Genomic DNA, 18,469 nt, shown 5'->3' with positions numbered 1-18,469 from the left:
GCGAGGGGCGGCCGCGGTGACCGAGCACCGCGGACGCCCCTCGCCCGGTCGGGTCAGGCGGCCACGTGGGTACCGCCCGCCGCACCGCCCGCCTCGTGATGGATCGGCATCCCGGAGTCGGTCAGCGGAACGCCCGACCCGCCCCGCCGCGCCGCGACGATCTCCGCCGCGATGGACAGGGCGGTCTCCTCCGGCGTACGGGCCCCGAGGTCGAGCCCTATCGGGGAGTGCAGCCGCGCCAGCTCCTCGTCGCTGACGCCGACGTCGAGCAGCCGCCGGTTGCGGTCCTCGTGGGTGCGGCGCGAGCCCATCGCGCCGACGAACGCGACCGGAAGCCGCAGGGCCACCTCAAGGAGCGGGATGTCGAACTTGGCGTCATGGGTGAGGACGCACAGGACCGTGCGGCCGTCGGTCGGGGTGTCCCGGAGGTAGCGGTGCGGCCAGTCGACCACGATGTCGTCGGCCTCGGGGAAGCGGGTCCGGGTGGCGAAGACCGGCCGGGCGTCGCACACGGTCACGTGGTAGCCGAGGAACTTGCCCGTGCGCACCAGGGCCGCGGCGAAGTCGATCGCACCGAACACGATCATGCGGGGCGGCGGCACGCTCGACTCGACGAACAGGGTCAGGGGCGCCCCGCAGCGCGATCCGCTCTCCGAGACGACGAACTCGCCGGTGCGGCCCGCGTCCAGCATGGCGCGGGTCTCCCCCACCACCGTCCGGTCGAGTTCCGGATGGCCGTCCAGGCCTCCTTCGTACGATCCGTCGGGGTGGACGAGCACGACCCTGCCGAGGAGTTCGGCCGGGCCGAGCGCAACGCGGGCGATCGCCGCGGCCTCGCCCCGGGCGGCGGCCGCGAGGGCCGCCGCGAAGACCTGCCGGGCAGGCGCGTCCGCGCCCAGCGGCGTGACCAGGACCTCGATCACGCCGCCGCAGGTCAGGCCGACCGCGAAGGCGTCCTCGTCGCTGTAGCCGAAGCGCTCGCGCACGGCCGTGCCGTCCTGGAGCGCCTGAACGCACAGCTCGTACACCGCCCCTTCCACACAGCCGCCGGAGACCGAACCGATGGCCGTGCCCTCGCTGTCGACGGCGAGGGCGGCGCCCGGATCGCGCGGTGCGCTGCCGCCCACCGTCACGACGGTGGCGACGGCGAAGTCCCGGCCCTCCTCGACCCAGCGGTTCAGCTCTTCGGCGATGTCAAGCACCCCCGGCTCCTCCCCCGTTCAGGATGCGGTCGGGCCGGATCGGCAGGTGGCGGTGGCGGACGCCGGTGGCGTGCCAGACCGCGTTGGCGATCGCCGCGGCGGCGCCCACGATGCCGATCTCGCCGATGCCCTTGATGCCGATCGGGTCGTCCGCGTCCGTGTCCTCCACCCAGTCGGCCTCGATGACCGGCACATCCGCGTTGGCCGCGAAGTGGTAGCCCGCGAAGTCGGCGCCGACGTGTCCGCCCGTCGCCTGGTCCCGGTGGGCTTCCTCGTGCAGGGCCATGGACAGGCCCCAGGTCATGCCGCCGACGAACTGGCTGCGTGCGGTCAGCGGGTTGATGATGCGGCCCGCGGCGAACATGCCGAGCATGCGCCGCACGCGCACCTCACCGGTGGTGACGTCGACGGCGACCTCGGCGAACTGCGCGCCGAAGGAGTGCCGTTCCTTCTGCGAAAGGCCTCCCACGGCGGCACTGGTGTCGGAGCGTACGGTGATGCCCTGCGGCGGAATGTCGCCGCCCAGGGCCAGTTGCTCCCGCAGCTCAGCCACCGCGGCCGTGACCGCCCAGCCCCAGGAGCGGGTGCCCATCGATCCGCCGGAGATCGCCGCCGGGCCGAAGTCGCTGTCTCCGATGCGCACATGGACGCGGTCCTGCGGTACTTCGAGGGCTTCCGCGGCGATCAGCGTCAGCGCGGTCCGCGCGCCCGTCCCGACGTCCGCCGCGGTGATCCGCACCGTGAAGGTGCCGTCGGCCTCCGCCGTCACGGCCGCCGTGGACGGCGCGACGATCACCGGGAAGGTGGCCGCCGCCGTGCCGGTGCCCAGCAGCCAGCGCCCTTCGCGCCGCACGCCCGGACGCGGGTCGCGGTCGGCCCAGCCGAACCGGCGGGCACCCTCCTGGAAGGCGGACAGCAGATTGCGGCTGGCGAACGGGAGGCCGGAGACGGGACCCACGTCCGGTTCGTTGCGTGCGCGCAGCGCGATCGGGTCCACGCCGCACCGCTCGGCGAGTTCGTCGAGCGCGGACTCCAGGGCGAAGGAGCCCGGGGCCTCGCCGGGCGCGCGCATGTAGGTCGGCGTCGGCACGTCCAGGCGCACCACGCGGTTGACGCTGCGGTGGGCGTCGGCGGCGTACATGGGGCGCCCGAAACCGGCGCTCCCCTCGACGAATTCATGCACCGTCGAGGTGAGGCTGTGCGCCTGGTGGTCGACGGCGCGCAGCCGCCCGTCGGCGTCGGCGCCGAGGCGCACGCGCTGCGCGGTGGGGCTGCGGTAGCCGGTGAGCGAGAACAGCTGGCGACGGCTGAGGACGACCCTGACCGGGCGGTCCAGGAGCGTCGCCGCCATCACGGCGAGGATCTGGTGCACGCGTACGCCCTTGGACCCGAAGGCGCCGCCGATGTGTTCGGAGCGCACCCGCACCGAGGCCGGGTCGAGCGAGAAGAGCTTGGCCAGCTCGTCGGCGACCCACGTGCTGCCCTGGTTGGAGTCGACGACCTCGAGGCGTCCGCTGTCCCAGCGCGCCATGGCCGCGTGCGGTTCCATCGAGCCGTGGTGCTCTTCGGGGGTGGTGTACTCCGCGTCCACGACGTGGGCGGACGCGGCGAGTTCGGCCTCCAGGTCGCCCTTCTCCATCAGGTGGCCGTCGCCCTCGGGCGTGTACGTGCCGGGGTGCTCCGCGGAGAACGCGACGTCGTGCGACTCCTCTTCGTACCGCACCACCAGTGCCTCGGCGGCTTCTCTGGCCTGCTCGGAGGTCTCGGCGACGACCAGTGCCACGGGCCAGCCGACGAAGGGCACCCGGTCGTGCTGGAAGACCTCGACGATCGGGTCGGGCGGGCCGAGCATGCTGACGTAGCTCGAGTCGACGCGCGGCGCGTTGCCGTGGTGCATGACGGCCAGGACGCCGGGCATCGTGCGGACGGGGTCGGACTCGACCGAGAGGATACGGCCGCGGGCGATGGTGGACAGCACCAGCCAGCCGTGGGCCAGTTCGGCGAAGGGGATCTCCCCGGCGTACCGGGCCGCGCCGGTGACCTTGTCCCGGCCCTCCACGCGGGTGTACGAAGCGCCGGCGGCGGTCGTCGCCGCTGTGGACGTGGTCGTCGTGGTCATCGAGCGGTCTCCTCGGTGAGCTCGGTCAGCAGGGCGACGACGAGGTTGCGCATCAGCGTCACCTTGTAGCCGTTGTCGGGCAGCGTCCGGGCTGCGGCCAGCTCGGCGTCGGCGGCCGCGGCGAACGCCTCGGCGGTCGCCGGGCCGCCCGTCAGGGCCCGCTCGGCCTCCCGTGCGCGCCACGGCCGGGACGCCACCGCGCCGAAGGCCAGGCGCACTTCGCGTACGACGCCGTCCTGGACGTCGAGCGCCGCGGCGATCGAGCCGATCGCGAAGGCGTACGACGCGCGCTCGCGCACCTTGCGGTAGCGGGAGTGGGCGGCGACCGGGGCGGGCGGCAGGGTGATGCCGGTGATGAGCGCGCCGGAGGGCAGCGCGGTCTCCAGGTGCGGGGTGCTGCCCACGGCCAGGTAGAAGTCCGCGAGCGGCAACTCGCCGGTGCCCTCGGCCGTTTCGTACGAGATGACGGCGTCGAAGGCGGCGAGCGCCACCCCCATGTCGGAGGGGTGGACGGCCACGCAGTGCTCGGTGGCGCCGAGGATGGCGTGGTTGTGGTGCTCGCCCTCGATGGCGGGGCAACCGCTGCCGGGGTCGCGTTTGTTGCAGGGTTTGGACAGGTCGGCGAAGTAGCCGCAGCGGGTGCGCTGGAGCAGGTTGCCGCCGACGGTCGCCATGTTGCGCAGCTGGCCCGACGCGCCGGCCAGGACGGCCTCCGCCAACGCGGGGTAGCGGCGGCGCACTTCGGGGTCGGCCGCGAGATCGCTGTTGGTGACGGTCGCGCCGATCCGCAGACCGCCGTCGTCCGTGGTCTCGATCCGGTCGAGGGGCAACTCGCGTACGTCCACGAGCAGTCCGGGCCGCTCCACGCCGGCCTTCATCAGGTCGACGAGGTTCGTGCCGCCGCCCAGGACGCGTGCGTCGGGGTCGGTGCCCAGGAGCGCGACCGTGCCGGGAACGTCGGACGCCCGCTGATATCCGAATTCCCTCATGCCACGGCCTCCGTACCCTCGGTCTCTGCGGCTGCCGCCTGCGCGACCGCCTGGACGATCGACACGTACGCGCCGCAGCGGCAGAGGTTGCCGCTCATGCGCTCCCGGATCTCGTCGGCGCTCAGTTGCGGCACGCCCGCCTCGGGCCGTACGTCGGTGGTCGCGGCGCTGGGCCAGCCCGCCGCGTGCTCCTCGATGACCGCGATGGCCGAACAGATCTGTCCCGGCGTGCAGTAGCCGCACTGGTAGCCGTCGAGGTCGAGGAACGCCTGCTGCACCGGGTGCAGTTGGTCTCCCTGTGCCACGCCTTCGATGGTGGTGATCTCGCGTCCCTCGGAGGCGACGGCGAGTTGCAGGCAGGACACCGCGCGGCGACCGTCGATCAGCACCGTGCAGGCGCCGCACTGCCCTTGGTCGCAGCCCTTCTTGGTGCCGGTCAGATCGAGGCGCTCGCGCAGGGCGTCGAGCAGGGTGGTGCGGTGGTCGACGGGCAGCGAGTGCTTTTCGCCGTTGATGTTCAGCGTGATGGCGCTGGACGTCGATAGGGCCACGATCAGCCTTCTTTCGCTTCTGTCAGCTTCTGTCACGTAAGAGCGGGAGCGTCGTACGGGGCGGCCCCGAGGGAGACTCCGGGAAGAGATGGCGCTGTGCGTAGAGGGGGTCTGCCGGTATGGTGACCCTAAGCGGACAGCTGTCCGTTAGCTTCAAAACTTAACGGACAGCTGTCCGCTTAGCAAGAGTGATCCGAGCCGCGATTCTCGGGAGGAGGACGAGTGCATCCCAAGAAGGACCCCCAGCTGCGCTCGGACGCGCAACGGAATCGCGAGCGCATCCTGGAAGTGGCCCTGGCCGAATTGACGCAGTCGGCGGACGCCCCGCTGAGCGCGATCGCGAAGAAGGCGTGCGTCGGGCAGGGGACTTTCTACCGCAACTTCCCCAACCGCGAGGCTCTCGTCCTGGAGGTCTACCGCTACGAGGTCCAGCAGGTCGCCGACACCGCCTGCCAGCTCCTGCAGACCCGGCCGCCCGACCAGGCCCTGCGGGAGTGGATGGACCGCCTCGCGCAGTACGCCATGGCCAAGGCGGGCCTGGCCGACGCGATGCGCAAGGCCACCAGCGCGCAGGGCTCTTTCGCGGGCGTGGGGCACGGGCCGGTGAGCTCGGCGGTCACGCTCCTCCTGAAGGCGAACGAGGAGGCGGGCACCATCCGCCCCGGCGTCACCCCCGACGATTTCCTGCTGGCCATCGCGGGCCTCTGGCAGATCGACCCGCACGGCGACTGGCAGACGCGCGCGGGACGGCTCCTGGACCTGGTCATGGACGGCCTGCGCGCAGGAGCGCCGCGGTGACGCCCGCCGCGGCCAGAAGGATGCCGAAGGCGACCGTCAGGGCCGTGGTGTAGCCGTGCACGGAGGCCGCCGTGGGCGTGGCGGCCGCCATGGACGCCAGGTACGAGGCGGTGGCGCTGGCCGCGACCGTGTTGAGCAGGGCCGTGCCGAGCGCCGCTCCCAGCTGCTGGGAGGCGTTGTACGCTGCCGCCGCGGCTCCGATGTCGCGGGGCGGCACGTCCGCGGTGGCCAGGCTCGCGGTGGGCGGCAGGACGCAGCCCAGGCCCAGGCCGGTCAGGATCAGCGCGGGCACCAGGTACAGCGGGAAGACGTCCGTGCTCTGCGCCGTCAGGCGGGTCAGCAGGAACATCCCCGCGGCGGCGGCGAGCAGCCCCGGCACGATCAGCGCGGCGGGCGTGACGCGTCCGTGCAGCTTCCCGGCGATCAGTGTCGCGCCGACCAGGGCGGCCACGGCGTTGATGATCAGCGTCAGGCCCGCCTCGACGGGTGAGTAGCCGAGGACGGTCTGCGTGTAGTAGCTCATGAACAGGTAGAAGCCGAACATCGCGACGAACAGCAGCGTGATCGAGGCGAACGCGGCGGCGCGGGCCCGGTGCACGAGAACGTACATCGGGAGCAGAGGCCGCAGTGCGCGGACCTCGACGGCTGCGAACGCTGCGAGCAGCAGGACACCGCCCGCGAGCAGGGCGAGCACCTTCGGCGACCCCCACCCGAGGGGTTCCGCCTCGTTGAACGCGTACACGATCGCGGCGAAGCCCGTGGCGCTGAGCAGGGCGCCCGCGCCATCGAGCCGCCCCGCGTCGCGCACCGGCCGGTCGCGTGGCACGAACGCCGCGCCGAGCACGGCGAGCAGGGCCACGGGGACGTTGACGTACAGACACCAGCGCCAGCTGGCGTACTCGGTCAGCAGTCCCCCGGCGACCAGACCGACCGCCGATCCCGCGGCTCCCACCGCGGCGAACACGCCGAAGGCCCTGCCGCGTTCGCCGGGCTCGGTGAAGGTGATCGTCAGCAAGGAGAGCCCCGCGGGTGCCAGGAGCGCGGCGAACACCCCTTGCAGGGCGCGCGCCCCGAAGAGCATCTCGGGGTGCACGGCGGCCCCGCCGAGCGCGGACGCGGCGGCGAACCCGATCAGGCCGATGAGGAACGCACGCCGGTGGCCGAGGGCGCCGCTGACCCGGCCGCCGATCGGCAGCAGCCCGCCGAAGGCGAGCGCGTACGCGGTGACGGCCCACTGCCGGCTCGCGTCGGACATGCCGAGCGCGCTCTGCGCGGAGGGCAGCGCGATGTTCACGATGGTCCCGTCCAGGACCACCAGGAGCTGGGCCGCGCTCACCGCCAGGAGCGTCCATAAGCGTCGCCGGGCGGAGTCGGGTCCGGGGCCCGGCCCCGCGTCGTGCGGTGCCGGGGCGTCGGCGCGCGGCTGGGCCCCGGACAGTTCGTTGTCTGCTGGATTCATGACTTCAAGTGTTTCGTTGAAGTCGCCCCGGAGACTTTCGCCCGCTTCCGGTCGACGCCGTGGGTGTATCACGCTGTGAACCCTCAAGCCCCGGTTGCACCACGCCGTGACAGAATCCGGCCTGAACAGCGGCGATGAGGGTGTGAGCGCAGTGAAACGGCGGACCAGGACCAACACATGGGACCGCTTTGTGGCGTCGGATCCCGGACTCCTGCGACTGATGGCGGGGCTGCGGACGGTCGGCGCGATCGCCCTCACGCTCGTCGTCCTCGCGCTGCTGCGCACGGACGTCACGCACATGGTCGCGGGCGCGATGACCGCGATGGTCTCCACCTTCGCCATCAAGGAGAAGGAAGTGCGCGGCCAGGCGGTCACGCTCGCGCTCGGCCTGCCCGTCGCGATCACGGCGATCTCCCTGGGGGCGCTGCTGCACAACCAGGTCGTCGCCGGTGACATCTTCTTCGTCGCGCTGATCTTCGGTGCCGTCTACAGCCGCCGGTTCGGCGACCGGGGCACGGCCCTGGGCCTGATCGGCTTTCAGGTCTACTTCGTCTCGCTGTTCGTGGGCGCCACCACGTCCGCCCTGCCCAGCCTCTACCTGGCGCTGGCGGTCGCCTTCGTGTGCAGCGCCGTCGTACGGTTCGCCGTCGTGCCCGAGACGCCCGGACGTGACCTGGCGCGGCTGCGCGTCGCCTTCCGGGCGCGGCTCGCGCAGCTGGTGGCCACGCAGACAGCGCTGCTCGACGCCGCGCCAGAGCAGTTGGAGAAGGTCCTCGACGAGCTGCGCCGCGGCACCGCGCGGCTGCACGAGACCGCCCTGATGATCCAGGGCCGCCTCGAGGAGGGCACCCCCGACGAGGCCACGGCGGCGCTGGTCCAACGCCGCGTGGCGGACGCGGAGATCGCCGCCGAACGTCTGGGCGTACTCCTGCTCAACGCGCGCAGCGCCGAACGCGCGGACACCCTCACCCTGCATCTGCCGCACGCTCCCGTCCCGGCCACGGGAACGCGCATCCGCGCCGAGGACGCCGCGACCGTCACCCTGCGCCGCGATCTGAACGCGCTGCACCTGCTGGTCGGCCGCCCGGTCGCCGAGGAGCGGGGCACGGGCCTCGCCCACGTGCGCAACAGGCTGCTCGGCTACCGCGACGAGGACAATCTGCCCCGGGCCTCGGCGGCCGTCCAGGACGTCTTCCGCGGTATCGGTGAGGCCGCACGCGCCATCCTCGGCCTGCGGCTCGCGCTCGACGGCCCGCAGGACGAGTCCGACGACTCACCGGCGACCACCCGCTCCCGCGAGGAGTTCGACGCCGAGGACATCGCGATCGCCGGCGCCGAGGAGGCCGCCGAACCCGACAAGGACGACCGCACCGGGCTGCGGCGCCCCACCACCAGGGCCGCGTTCCAGGTCTCGGTGGGCTCGACGCTCGCCATCATCGGCGGCGAGTTCCTCTCCACGCAGCGCTGGTACTGGGCGGTGCTCACCTGCTGGGTGGTGTTCCTCAACACCGCCTCCACCGGCGAGATCCTGGTCAAGGGCTACCGACGGCTGCTCGGCACGGTGCTCGGGGTGGTCGCGGGGGTGGCGCTGGCGGGTCTGGTCGGCAACCACACCTGGGTGGCGTTCGCGCTCGTCCTGGTCTTCATCTTCGCGATGTTCTTCACCGCTCCCCTGTCGTACGCCCTCATGTCCTTCTTCGTCACGGCGATGCTGGGCCTGCTCTACACGCTCCTGAACACCTACAGCCTCGCCGTGCTCTGGCTGCGCATCGAGGAGACGGCGCTCGGGGCCGCCTGCGGCATCATCGCGGCGGTCCTCGTGCTTCCGGTGCGCACCGACCACCGCACCGACGAGCTCCTGAACACGGTCCTGACCCGGCTCGCCGACGTCATCTCCGCGTCGGTCGAGCAGCTCAGCGGCGGCCCCGCGGCCGACCTCCTGGACAAGGCACGGGACTTGGACACCGCGCTCGACGATCTGCGCGCCTCCATCCAGCCGTTGACCCACCCGATCACCCCGCTGCGCGGGCGCCGCAGGACGGCCCGCTACCTGGTGGCGCTTCTGGAGACCTGCGCCTACCACGCCCGTTCGCTGGCCGCGACGGCCGAGCTCGTGCCCTACAGCAAGAACGTGGCGGCCGATCCGCGCCTTGAGCGGGCCGGGCTGCGCATCGCCCACAACCTCGAGGTCATCGCCGCGTACGTGGACGACGAGAAGGCCACGGGTGAGGTCGAGTCGGGGGCCAGCATCGCCTCGATGCTGGAGGCCGAGGGCTCGGGCGCCCCCCGTTCGGGCACGGTGACCTACCGCGTCCTGCGCCATCTCCAGCGCCTCGACGAGGGAGTGGTGGGCCTCGCCCGCCCCCTGGACGTGCCGGTCGCGGGCCGCGGCAGGTCGGCGAGCAGGGCCCCGCAGCTCTGATCACCGCGCGACGGCGCTCTTGGGGGCCTGGGCCGCCGTGAGTCGGGGCTGTGCCGCGCGCAGTGCGGTGCGCTGACCGGAGAGCGCGGGGTGGGTCAGGGCCAGGAACCAGGCGTCCGCGGCGGTGTGCAGGCCGCGGACCGCGGCGGCGCGACGGCACACGCGCAGCCCGTCGACGCTGACGATCCAGCGGGGCCGGGCCACGACGGTCACGGAGCGCACCCAGCGGCCGGCCTCGGTCAGGTCGTCGGTCTGCACGGCGACCAGTTTGCGCGGGGAGATGACCGCCGAGAGGGCGCGGGCGATGTCGCTGTCGTCGGGCAGCAGGGCCACCGGTTCCCCGTCGAGGTCGATCAGGCCGACCAGTTCGATGTGCGGAAGACCGCGATGGACGAAGGACAGGCGTCCGGCCGGGGTACGGGCCAGCAGCTCGAGGCACTCCTGCTCGGTCAGGGCACTGCGTTCGCGTCGGTCCATGTCCCGGCTCCCCGGCGGCAGCCCGCTCGGCGGGCAGGGTTCACATCAGGCGTGATCTCTCGCCGGGGTCCGGGGCGGCCCTCTGCGAGCCGGACGTCAACTCGCTCCCGCAGAGGGCACTTTGACTGTCGTACGACTGGGACGCGGACGCAATACGCCGCGAAGCGGCTCCGGCGGAGGGCTGAAATGTCGCTCCGTCGGGGCCTCAGACGCCTCGGATACTCGCGCTGCGGCACGGCGATGCACCACCGAGACACCGGCACCTACTCCCCGACCGGCAACTGTGTGCGCAGCCGGGCGATCAGCGCCTCGTCGACGCCGGGTCACTCGACCGCGCAGTCGTGCACCCAGCCGTGGTCGGCGGTCGGGTCGGCGAGGAACAGGTGCACGATCTCTGCGGGGCTCGCCCATGGCCGGGATAGTTCAGGGGACGGGTCGGGTGGGTCGCTTTCCGGTCGGCGATCAGCTCGGGCCGGTGCCTTCCGGCGCGGGCAGCGACTCCAGGAGGAACGCTGCCGCCTCCCGCAGCGGTGCCGGGGTGCCGGGCTTCCCCAGCAGGTGGGATGCCGTCCGTCCGAGGGTCTGGGTGGTGCGTACGGAGCCGATGCGGGCGGCGCGGGGAGCGATCTCGGCGATGAGGTCCTGCGCCTCTCGCCAGGCTCCGGCTCGTGCGAGGGCCGACAGGAGCTGCGCGGTGAACAGGTTCCGGTAGGAGGGGCCGGGTGCGGTGGCCGCCTCGTGCAGGAGGGGGATGGCCTGATCCCACTGGCGCAGCCGGGCGAGGACCCAGCCCTGGTGGCCGAGCAGCTCGTTCTGGTCGATCCACCAGGCCCAGGGCGGGTCGTGGCGCGATACGCCGTCCAGGAACCGGTTCCGGGCGCGGGCCATCAGGTCCGTGGGCTCCCGGTCGCCGCCCAGGAGCGCGATCGCGTGCGCTTGGCGGATCAGGACGAGAGTGCTGACCCTGGCCGGGAGCGCTCGGGCCCCGCCCACGCGGGCCGCGGTCTCCAGGGCGGTGCGCGGCGCACCCGTATGGGCCTTGAGCATGCTGTCGTTCAGCAGGACGAAGCGAGCCGTCCAGCGGTCGCCACACACCTGCGCCAGGGCCAGCGCCCGTGCGTTCATCCGGTGGGCAGCGCGGTAGCGGCCCGCGTCGAAGAGGATCCACCCGATGACTTCGCACAGTTCGGCGAGGGCCGCGAGCCGGTCGCCGCCCTGGGGGCGCAGGGTCCGGGGATCGGCGGACAGCTCCGGGATGCGCCGCACGGCCTCGCGCACGGCGGGCATCGCGGAGGTCGCGCCGGAGGTGGCGTCGAGGGCCACGAGGCGCTCGACGGTGCGGACGGCCAAGGGGATCACCCTGCCATGATCCGCCACGCGTCTCCCGAACGGGACAGGCGCCCCGGCCGGGACCGGCACTCCGCTCAGCGGGCCGACTCCAGGCGGTATCCGAGCCCCCGTACGGTGTCGATGGTGCAGCAACTGCCGGGCACCGAGCCGATCTTCTCGCGCAGTCGCTTGATGTGGACGGTGAGTGTGTTGGTGTCGGTGAGTTCGTCGCCCCACAGTTCGCGCAGGATCTGCTGGCGGCCCACGACCTGATGGGCGTGCTGCATCAGATAGCCGAGGACCTGGAACTCCCGCAGCGGCAGGTGCAGCGGCCTGCCGCGTACGTGGACGTGCATCCCGGCCGGGTCGAGTTCGATGTCGCCCACCGTGAGCCGCTCCCCCGGTGCCGCGCCCGACGCGGGCGCCCGCCACAGCAGCGGAAGGATCTCGGCGAGGCGGTAGGGGCGCGCGACGACGGCGACCGCTCCGGCATTCAGGGCGGCCACCGCCTCATCGGCGTCCTGCCGGCCGACCCCCACGACGACCGTCAACGGGCAGAGACGGCTGAGGAGTTCGGTGACCGCCGCCGCGTCGACGACGGGCAGCGGAACACCGAGGAGGACCATGGACGGCCGCTCCAGGCCCGCGCGCAGCAGGACTTCGGCGCCGTCGCGGCATTCGGTGACCTTGATGCCTTCGGCGGTGAGACCGGCGGCCACCTCCCCGGCGACCGCCTCGTCGGCCTCGGCGAGCAGCAGCGCGGGTGCGGTGGGCAGACGGCAGGGCGTCCTTCGCGCTCCGGGCTGCGGCATCGGGCCACCCCCTTATCCGAAGCGGCCGGTGATGTAGTCCTCGGTGCGCGGGTCGGCCGGGTTCTCGAAGATCTTCTCGGTGGTGTCGTACTCGACGAGGCGCCCGTGGCGTACGCCCTTGTCGTCCACGTCGGCGGTGAAGAAGGCGGTGTAGTCGGAGATCCGAGCCGCCTGCTGCATGTTGTGCGTGACGATGACGATGGTGAACTCGGCCGCGAGAGACGCCATCAGGTCCTCGATGCGCGCGGTGGCGATCGGGTCGAGTGACGAGCAGGGTTCGTCCATCAGGATCACCTCGGGCCGCACGGCGATCGCCCGCGCGATGCACAGCCGCTGCTGCTGCCCGCCGGACAGCGCCAGGGCGCTCGCCTTGAGCTTGTCCTTGACCTCGTCCCAGAGCGCGGCGCCGGTCAGGGCCTCCTCCACGAGGTCGTCGAGGTTGCCCTTCTTGCCGTTCACCCGCGGGCCGTACGCGATGTTGTCGTAGATCGACTTGGGGAACGGGTTGGGTTTCTGGAAGACCATGCCGATGCGGCGGCGGACCTCGATGGGGTCGATCTCGGCGTCGTACAGATTCTCCCCGTGGTAGACGACCTTGCCGGTCACCCGGGCCCCGGGGATGAGGTCGTTCATCCGGTTGAGGCAGCGGATAACGGTGGACTTTCCGCAGCCGGACGGACCGATCATCGCGGTGATCTGGCGACGGCCGATGGTCAGCGTCACGTCGCGGACCGCTTGGTGGTCGGCGTACCAGACGTCCAGGTCGGAGATGTGGAAGACCGGATCGCCGAGGGAGGGCGTGGGCCGGCCTTGGCGGCGGTCGCCGATCGCGAGGGCCAGGGAGCGCCCTTCGGGCGCGTCGTGGCGGGTGGGGTCGGGCAGCGGCTCTTGCCGCTGCGGGGTGGGGGAAGGGACGGGGTCTTGGCTCATCGGGGTCACCAGCGCTTGCTGAAGCGGTTGCGCAGCCAGATCGCGGCCGCGTTCATGAGGAGGAGGATGGCGAGCAGGATGACGATCGCGGCGGCGGCCAGGTGGTGGAACTCCTCGCGGGACTGGCTGATCCAGCCGAAGATCTGGATGGGCAGGACGGTGTACGCGCTCTCCAGGCCCTCGGGGTTGAAGGCCACGTACGTCACCGCGCCGAGCAGCAGCAGCGGCGCGGCCTCTCCGATGGCCCGGGACAGGGCGAGGATCGACCCCGTCGCGATGCCGGGTACGGCCGCGGGAAGCACCTGGCGGCGGATGGTCTGCCACTGGGTCGCGCCCAGGGCCAGGGACGCCTGCCGAATCGACTGGGGCACGGTCCGGATCGCCTCCCGCGACGCGATGATGACGACCGGCAGGACGAGCAGGGACAGCGTGAGTGCGGCCGTCAGTACCGTTGTACCAAGGGAGAGTTGGCGGGCAAGCAGACCGAGGCCGAGGATGCCGTAGATGATCGAGGGCACGGCGGCCAGGTTCTGGATGTTCAGCTCGATCATGCGGTTGTACCAGCGGTTGGGGTCGGCGTACTCCTCCAGGTAGATGGCGGCCATGACGCCGGTCGGCAGGCAGAAGAGCGCGGTGAAAGCGACCACCCAGATCGTGCCGAAGATCGCGGACTGGGCGCCCGCGCGCTCGGGCCTGCGGATCGAGGGGAAGTTGTTCCACAGCCGCGAGTCGAGGCGCGGCCAGGCCTCGACCAGGACGTACGTGAGCAGCACGCCGAGGAAGACGATCCCCACGCCCAGGCAGCACAGCAGCAGGGCGCGAAAGGCGGTTTCACCGGGCCGGAAGCGCGGCCCCGCCAGTTTGCGGGGTGCCGCGTGCGCGGGTGGTTCGGTGACGCGGATGTCGGTCATTCGTACACCTCCCGGTACTTGCGCACCAGGCGGATGCTGATCATGTTCATCACGAAGGTGATGACGAACAGCAGGGCGCCGACGGCGAAGATGGTCTTGTACTCGAAGGACTGGACGGGGATGTCGCCCGAGCCGGCCTGGGCGATGAATCCGGTCATGGTCTGCATCGCGTCCAGCGGGTTGAAGCTGAGCGTGGCCCGGTTGCCGGAGGCGATCGCGACGATCATCGTCTCGCCGATCGCGCGGGAGATGCCAAGGACGCAGGCGGCGACGATGCCGGACAGGGCAGCGGGCACCACGACGCGTACGGACACGACGCGCTTGCCGGAGCCGAGCGCGTAGGCGCCGTCGCGCAGGGCGTCCGGCACGGCGGCCATGGCGTCCTCCGAGAGCGAGGCGATGGTCGGGATGATCATGACGCCCATGACGAGCCCCGCCGACAGGGCGTTGTTGAAGTCGGGCCCTTCGCCGAACGGCCAGTGGTCCTGAAGGAGCGGCGTGACGAAGCTGAGGGCGAAGAAGCCGTAGACGACGGTCGGTACACCGGCGAGCACTTCGAGGGCGGGCTTGAGCACCTTGCGCACGCGCGGGCTCGCGTACTCGCTGAGGTAGACGGCCGAGCCGAGCCCGACCGGAATCGCGACCAGGAGCGCGATCACGGTGATCAGGAGGGTCGCGCCGAGCAGCGGCAGGACACCGTACTGGGGCTTGGTGAACAGCGCGGTCCACTCGGTGCCGCCCAGGAACTCTCCGACGTCCACCCGCTCGAAGAACTCGGCGGTGGGCGGGATCAGCGAGATGACGATCCCCGCGGTCGTGGCGACGGACACCAGGGCCGCGATCAACAGCACGGTCTGGACGGCCCGTTCGCCGTAGCGAGGGCGGTCCCTGCGCAGGGACCGCCGGCCAAGAGGCCCCACGGAGGGCGGGCGGGGCGGCGGGCTCACTTCGTCGACGCCTTCAGCTTGTCGAGGTCGCCCTTGAGCTGCTCCTCCTGCTTCTGGTTGAGCGGGATGAACTTCGCGTCCTCGGCGATGGATTCGTTGTTCTCGACGTAGTACTCGACGAAGGACAACACCTCTTCCCGGTCCAGGGACTTGGCGTTGGGGTAGATGAACAGCGGCCGGGACAAGGGCGCGTACTCGCCGTTCTGGGCCGTCTCGACGCCGGGCGCCACGCAGCCCTTGCCGCCGTCGACCTTCAGGGCCTTGAGCTTGTCGGTGTTCTCCTCGAAGTAGGAGTAACCGAAGTAGCCGAGCCCGCCCTTGGAGCCCTCGACGCCCTGCACGGTGACGTTGTCGTCCTCGGTCGGCGAGTAGTCGGTACGCGAGGCGCCCTCCTCGCCGTTGACCGCCTCGGTGAAGTAGTCGAAGGTGCCGGAGTCGGTGCCCGCGCCGAACAGCTTCAAGGGCTGGTCGGGGAATTTCGGGTCGATCTGGTTCCAGTTGTTCACCTTGGACTTGGGTTCCCAGATCTTCTTCAGCTGCTCGACGGTCAGACAGTCCACCCAGTCGGCGTCCTTGTTCACCACGACCGTCAGCGCGTCGTTGGCGACCTGGAAGTCCTCGTACGTGATGCTCTTCTTCTCGCAGGCGGCCTTCTCCTCGTCCTTGATGGGACGGGAGGCATCCGAGATGTCGGTCTCGCCGTTGCAGAACTTCTCGAAGCCGCCACCTGTGCCCGATGTGCCCACCGTGACACGGACCTTGGGCTGCTCCTCGGCGTAGATCTCGGCCGCGGCCGTCGTCAGCGGGGCGACGGTGCTGGAGCCGTCCACCTTGACCGTGCCCGAGAGCTGATCGCCGTCACCGGAGCCGCCACCCGCGTCACCGCCCCCGCAGGCACTCAGGGTGAGAGCCACGGCGCAGGCCAGCGCCGCTCCCCCGACGGACCTTCGTGAACCACTGGTTGCGTTCATCTCTCACGATCCCTGATGTCGGGCCGGTGACTGGGCCGGCAACCGAGGAGGTCCGCGTGGAGCGGAGCTCCCACAAGACACCTTGGAGCGAACTGCGGCTATATGAACCGCGGGTGTATGGGAGGTGTCGCGGCGCCGAAGCATGGCTGAGCTTCTCCCTGGACGATCACCACTAGGTGAATGCCGCCCGAACGCAATCAACTCCCGCTACACCAGGGGCAGTTGGGGACATTGCGGCGTGCCGTGCCCGCGACGCGCTCCGTCACCGGTACACCTCGGCGGAGTGCGAGCGGCCGACATCGCGGACGATCTCCAGGCCGAGTACGCGGTCGAGATGGGCGAACGTCTCGAACTTGGCGCCGCCCGGTACGTCGACGGCCGCCTCCAGACCGTCGAGCAGTCGCAGCACCGCCGGGGTGCCCAAGCCGTTCTCCAGGGCGGCGCGGGCCCGCTCCACGAAGTCGGCGGGCATCGCCTTGGACGGCTCCTCGGCCCAGGCGGCCACGGCCTTGCGCCAGTTGGCCAGCTTCTCGTCGGCGGCGTCGACGGCTTCCCCGGTGACCTCGACGGGCTCGTGGTGCGGGTGGCCGAGCAGGAGCAGCCGCAGGGCGAGAGCGTCCCGGTCCGTGTTCTGGTCGGCGTTCTGGTCGGCGTCTCCTCGCGCGGCGGCTGCGCCGATGTGCAGGGACAGACCGCCCGCGCCTTCGTACGTACGGCTGGTGAGGTGCACGGCCGGTGGGCCGCCGAGAGCCTCGGCGATCTCCTCGGGGGTGCCGTGGGCGTCGGCCGGACGGATACCGGCGGCGTCGGCGGCGGCTGCCGGTGGACAGGTCCACCCCATGAGGATGGTCCGGCCGCGCAGCTCGACGAGGCGGGCGAGGACGTCCGCGACGAGGAGCACGCGCAGTCCGGTCAGGTCGTCGGGGTCGTCGGCCGACGGCGCATGGGCGCACATGCGCAGCGGTCCGAACCCGGCCAGATCATCAACGATGCTCAGCACACCACAGAGACTAGGCGCAGCGCTCTTCGATGGCACCCGGCGGGAGCGGGCGGGCGGGACTCGCCGCCCGCCCGCTCCCGCTCAAGCTCCACTCCTCACGCCGGTCCGACTCCGCCCGTGCAGGCCGCGCCGGGCTCGGGGGTCTGGTCTCCCTGCACGTACTTGCCCAGGAACTGCTCGACCCGCGGGTCGGACGCCTTGTCCACGGTGAGCTGGCGGCCCCACGCGGTGAGCGTGAGGGCACCCTTCTGTTCGGCGACCGGGCTCATCAGCGTGTAGGGCGTCGTGCTGACCTTCTGACTCAGGGTCTTGATGTCGCCGGCCGCCGCCTTGTCGTTGTACGTGATCCAGACGGCGCCGTGCTCCAGCGAGTGGACGGCGTTCTCCTCGCCCAGCGGTTTGTCGTACACATCGCCCTGGCAGTTGGCCCAGGCCTGGCTGTGATCGCCGCCCGCTGCCGGGGTCATCGGGTAGTCGACCTTCTTCGTGACGTGGTTGCGCCCGAGCTTCTTCGCGTCCCACGTCTTCTCGCCCTTGACGGGGGCCTGCGCGACGGCCTCCTTCTTGTCCTTCTTCTCCGCCGCGTCGAGCAGGACGTACGAACCGAATCCGGCGAGCCCGGCCAGTACGGCCACGCCCGCGGTGATGGCGATGACGCGGTTGCGCCGGTCGCGTGCCTGCTCGGCGCGGCGCTGCTCCTGGATGCGGGTCTTGCGCGCCGCGGCTGTCGCGGCCGTCTTGCCCGTCTTCTGCTTGCCTGTCCTGGACTTGCCTGTCTTGGGGGTGCCCATGTCCGGGGATGTCCTTGTCCCCGCCGTGCCCGGGGCACGGCGGTGGTGATGGTGTGTGAGGTGAGCGGCACGGGCGCGCGACCGTGATCGTGACTGTGTCTGTCGTCCTCCGTCCGTGACGGACGGAGGACGACTCGGTCGCGCGGGGGTCCGGCCTAGGTCCTCTGCACCTGAAGGACATGGAGATCCGGGGCGTACCGGTGAACAGGCCCCCGTGGCAAGGGAGGTGCGGTGGCAGGGGGCGCGGGCAGTCCCGCCTCCCCCAGCGTCGTCGGCACCGACGGTTCAGGGGCCGGGAGCGCGGTCGCCGTGGCGTGCGTGGCGGAGGCGCACCGGTCGCCGGGCGGACAGCTGTGACCGAGCGAGGCTTCCCCCGCGGAGGCGGAGGCGGAGGCGGAGACCGAGACCACGCCACCAGCGCGCGTGTCGTCGTGATGCCCCGCCGAGCCGAAGCACACGCACAGGACGGCCAGCAGGGTGGCGAGGCTGACCCCGAACACGGCGCAGCGCGCGGCGGTCCGCCGCTCTCCGCCCACCGTGTCCCGCAGCCCTGACGCCATGGCCGCAGATAGTAGCCGCTGCCGGATCAGTGCCGGGGCTCAGGGGCGGTGCGGTGCAGGCCATGCCGCGCGGGGAGGTGCCACGCAGGGAGGTGCCGCTCAGGCCATACCGCGCAGGGCCGCACCGCGCAGGGAGATGCCACCCAAGCCACGCCGCGCAGGGCCGCACCGCCCAAGGAGATGCCACCCAAGCCATACCGC

Annotated in this window: 17 protein-coding genes; 2 read left to right on the top strand and 15 right to left on the bottom strand. The window is 71.6% G+C overall.

What is annotated here, in order from left to right; genetic code table 11:
- Nucleotides 1-53 precede the first annotated feature (53 nt).
- Genes ACZ6ZP_RS16390 through ACZ6ZP_RS16375 form a run of 4 tightly spaced genes read right to left on the bottom strand, consistent with a single transcriptional unit; the run spans nt 54 to nt 4,861 of the window.
- Nucleotides 54-1,202 carry an XdhC family protein gene (locus tag ACZ6ZP_RS16390; protein WP_351155846.1) on the bottom strand — a complete coding sequence of 383 codons (1,149 nt, stop codon included), beginning with the start codon at nt 1,200-1,202 and terminating at the stop codon, nt 54-56.
- The gene (locus tag ACZ6ZP_RS16385) at nt 1,195-3,321 is read right to left on the bottom strand and encodes a xanthine dehydrogenase family protein molybdopterin-binding subunit (RefSeq protein WP_469407197.1); all 2,127 of its coding nucleotides are present in this window, start codon (nt 3,319-3,321) and stop codon (nt 1,195-1,197) included. Before ACZ6ZP_RS16385 ends, ACZ6ZP_RS16390 begins: the two co-directional genes overlap by 8 nt.
- Nucleotides 3,318-4,310, bottom strand: a complete 993-nt coding sequence (locus ACZ6ZP_RS16380) for an FAD binding domain-containing protein (protein WP_361474450.1) — start codon at nt 4,308-4,310, stop codon at nt 3,318-3,320. The genes ACZ6ZP_RS16385 and ACZ6ZP_RS16380 overlap by 4 nt, the downstream gene beginning before the upstream one ends.
- Nucleotides 4,307-4,861, bottom strand: coding sequence for a 2Fe-2S iron-sulfur cluster-binding protein (locus ACZ6ZP_RS16375; RefSeq protein ID WP_351155853.1), 555 nt, complete (start codon nt 4,859-4,861; stop codon nt 4,307-4,309). The genes ACZ6ZP_RS16380 and ACZ6ZP_RS16375 overlap by 4 nt, the downstream gene beginning before the upstream one ends.
- A gap of 222 nt (nt 4,862-5,083) precedes the next feature.
- On the opposite strand from ACZ6ZP_RS16375, the gene ACZ6ZP_RS16370 reads away from it, so the two are divergent.
- Nucleotides 5,084-5,659 carry a TetR/AcrR family transcriptional regulator gene (locus ACZ6ZP_RS16370; protein WP_351155855.1) on the top strand — a complete coding sequence of 192 codons (576 nt, stop codon included), beginning with the start codon at nt 5,084-5,086 and terminating at the stop codon, nt 5,657-5,659.
- Here ACZ6ZP_RS16370 and ACZ6ZP_RS16365 read toward each other — a convergent pair.
- Complete coding sequence (locus ACZ6ZP_RS16365; RefSeq protein WP_469407194.1) at nt 5,625-7,118, bottom strand: MFS transporter; 1,494 nt, start codon at nt 7,116-7,118, stop codon at nt 5,625-5,627. The genes ACZ6ZP_RS16370 and ACZ6ZP_RS16365 overlap by 35 nt on opposite strands.
- 220 nt (nt 7,119-7,338) lie before the next feature.
- Between ACZ6ZP_RS16365 and ACZ6ZP_RS16360 the strand changes: the two genes are divergently transcribed.
- Entirely contained in the window at nt 7,339-9,540 is a 2,202-nt protein-coding gene (locus tag ACZ6ZP_RS16360; RefSeq protein WP_361474461.1) for an FUSC family protein, read from the top strand.
- Here the strand turns inward: ACZ6ZP_RS16360 and ACZ6ZP_RS16355 are convergent, their stop codons facing one another.
- The 10 genes from ACZ6ZP_RS16355 to ACZ6ZP_RS16310 form a co-directional block, all read right to left on the bottom strand.
- A complete protein-coding gene (locus ACZ6ZP_RS16355; RefSeq protein ID WP_351155861.1) occupies nt 9,541-10,017 on the bottom strand; it encodes a hypothetical protein in 477 nt (158 codons plus the stop codon).
- Nucleotides 10,018-10,479: 462 nt separating this feature from the next.
- Nucleotides 10,480-11,376 carry a DNA-binding protein gene (locus ACZ6ZP_RS16350; RefSeq protein WP_469407192.1) on the bottom strand — a complete coding sequence of 299 codons (897 nt, stop codon included), beginning with the start codon at nt 11,374-11,376 and terminating at the stop codon, nt 10,480-10,482.
- A gap of 65 nt (nt 11,377-11,441) precedes the next feature.
- Nucleotides 11,442-12,158, bottom strand: coding sequence for a response regulator transcription factor (locus tag ACZ6ZP_RS16345; RefSeq protein WP_469407189.1), 717 nt, complete (start codon nt 12,156-12,158; stop codon nt 11,442-11,444).
- Nucleotides 12,159-12,170: 12 nt separating this feature from the next.
- Complete coding sequence (gene pstB / locus ACZ6ZP_RS16340) at nt 12,171-13,088, bottom strand: phosphate ABC transporter ATP-binding protein PstB (protein ID WP_351155869.1); 918 nt, start codon at nt 13,086-13,088, stop codon at nt 12,171-12,173.
- 5 nt (nt 13,089-13,093) lie between these two features.
- On the bottom strand, nt 13,094-13,999 hold the full coding sequence (pstA, locus tag ACZ6ZP_RS16335) for a phosphate ABC transporter permease PstA (RefSeq protein WP_469407187.1): 906 nt from the start codon (nt 13,997-13,999) through the stop codon (nt 13,094-13,096).
- The gene (gene pstC, locus ACZ6ZP_RS16330; RefSeq protein ID WP_399972650.1) at nt 13,996-14,946 is read right to left on the bottom strand and encodes a phosphate ABC transporter permease subunit PstC; all 951 of its coding nucleotides are present in this window, start codon (nt 14,944-14,946) and stop codon (nt 13,996-13,998) included. The genes pstA and pstC overlap by 4 nt, the downstream gene beginning before the upstream one ends.
- Nucleotides 14,943-15,917, bottom strand: coding sequence for a PstS family phosphate ABC transporter substrate-binding protein (locus tag ACZ6ZP_RS16325; RefSeq protein ID WP_399972646.1), 975 nt, complete (start codon nt 15,915-15,917; stop codon nt 14,943-14,945). Before ACZ6ZP_RS16325 ends, pstC begins: the two co-directional genes overlap by 4 nt.
- Nucleotides 15,918-16,179: 262 nt before the next feature.
- Nucleotides 16,180-16,917: a hypothetical protein gene (locus ACZ6ZP_RS16320; RefSeq protein WP_469407185.1), complete on the bottom strand. Its 738-nt coding sequence runs from the start codon at nt 16,915-16,917 to the stop codon at nt 16,180-16,182.
- Nucleotides 16,918-17,012: 95 nt separating this feature from the next.
- A complete protein-coding gene (locus tag ACZ6ZP_RS16315) occupies nt 17,013-17,708 on the bottom strand; it encodes a DUF3105 domain-containing protein (protein ID WP_361474624.1) in 696 nt (231 codons plus the stop codon).
- A 155-nt stretch (nt 17,709-17,863) separates the two neighbouring features.
- The gene (locus ACZ6ZP_RS16310; protein WP_351155882.1) at nt 17,864-18,268 is read right to left on the bottom strand and encodes a hypothetical protein; all 405 of its coding nucleotides are present in this window, start codon (nt 18,266-18,268) and stop codon (nt 17,864-17,866) included.
- Nucleotides 18,269-18,469: the final 201 nt, after the last annotated feature.

Source organism: Streptomyces sp. NPDC054047 (genome assembly GCF_055585065.1).
The sequence above is the reverse complement of the archived record's forward strand: the minus strand, read 5'-3'. Positions and strand labels throughout refer to the sequence as shown.

Excerpts from the sequence above, each read along its gene's own strand:
- ACZ6ZP_RS16385 (WP_469407197.1), bottom strand. The coding sequence starts at position 3,321 with ATGACCACGACGACCACGTCCACAGCGGCGACGACCGCCGCCGGCGCT.
- ACZ6ZP_RS16380 (WP_361474450.1), bottom strand. The coding sequence starts at position 4,310 with ATGAGGGAATTCGGATATCAGCGGGCGTCCGACGTTCCCGGCACGGTC.
- ACZ6ZP_RS16365 (WP_469407194.1), bottom strand. The coding sequence starts at position 7,118 with ATGAATCCAGCAGACAACGAACTGTCCGGGGCCCAGCCGCGCGCCGAC.
- ACZ6ZP_RS16360 (WP_361474461.1), top strand. The coding sequence starts at position 7,339 with ATGGCGGGGCTGCGGACGGTCGGCGCGATCGCCCTCACGCTCGTCGTC.
- ACZ6ZP_RS16355 (WP_351155861.1), bottom strand. The coding sequence starts at position 10,017 with ATGGACCGACGCGAACGCAGTGCCCTGACCGAGCAGGAGTGCCTCGAG.
- ACZ6ZP_RS16345 (WP_469407189.1), bottom strand. The coding sequence starts at position 12,158 with ATGCCGCAGCCCGGAGCGCGAAGGACGCCCTGCCGTCTGCCCACCGCA.
- pstB (WP_351155869.1), bottom strand. The coding sequence starts at position 13,088 with ATGAGCCAAGACCCCGTCCCTTCCCCCACCCCGCAGCGGCAAGAGCCG.
- pstA (WP_469407187.1), bottom strand. The coding sequence starts at position 13,999 with ATGACCGACATCCGCGTCACCGAACCACCCGCGCACGCGGCACCCCGC.
- ACZ6ZP_RS16325 (WP_399972646.1), bottom strand. The coding sequence starts at position 15,917 with ATGAACGCAACCAGTGGTTCACGAAGGTCCGTCGGGGGAGCGGCGCTG.
- ACZ6ZP_RS16315 (WP_361474624.1), bottom strand. The coding sequence starts at position 17,708 with ATGGGCACCCCCAAGACAGGCAAGTCCAGGACAGGCAAGCAGAAGACG.
- ACZ6ZP_RS16310 (WP_351155882.1), bottom strand. The coding sequence starts at position 18,268 with ATGGCGTCAGGGCTGCGGGACACGGTGGGCGGAGAGCGGCGGACCGCC.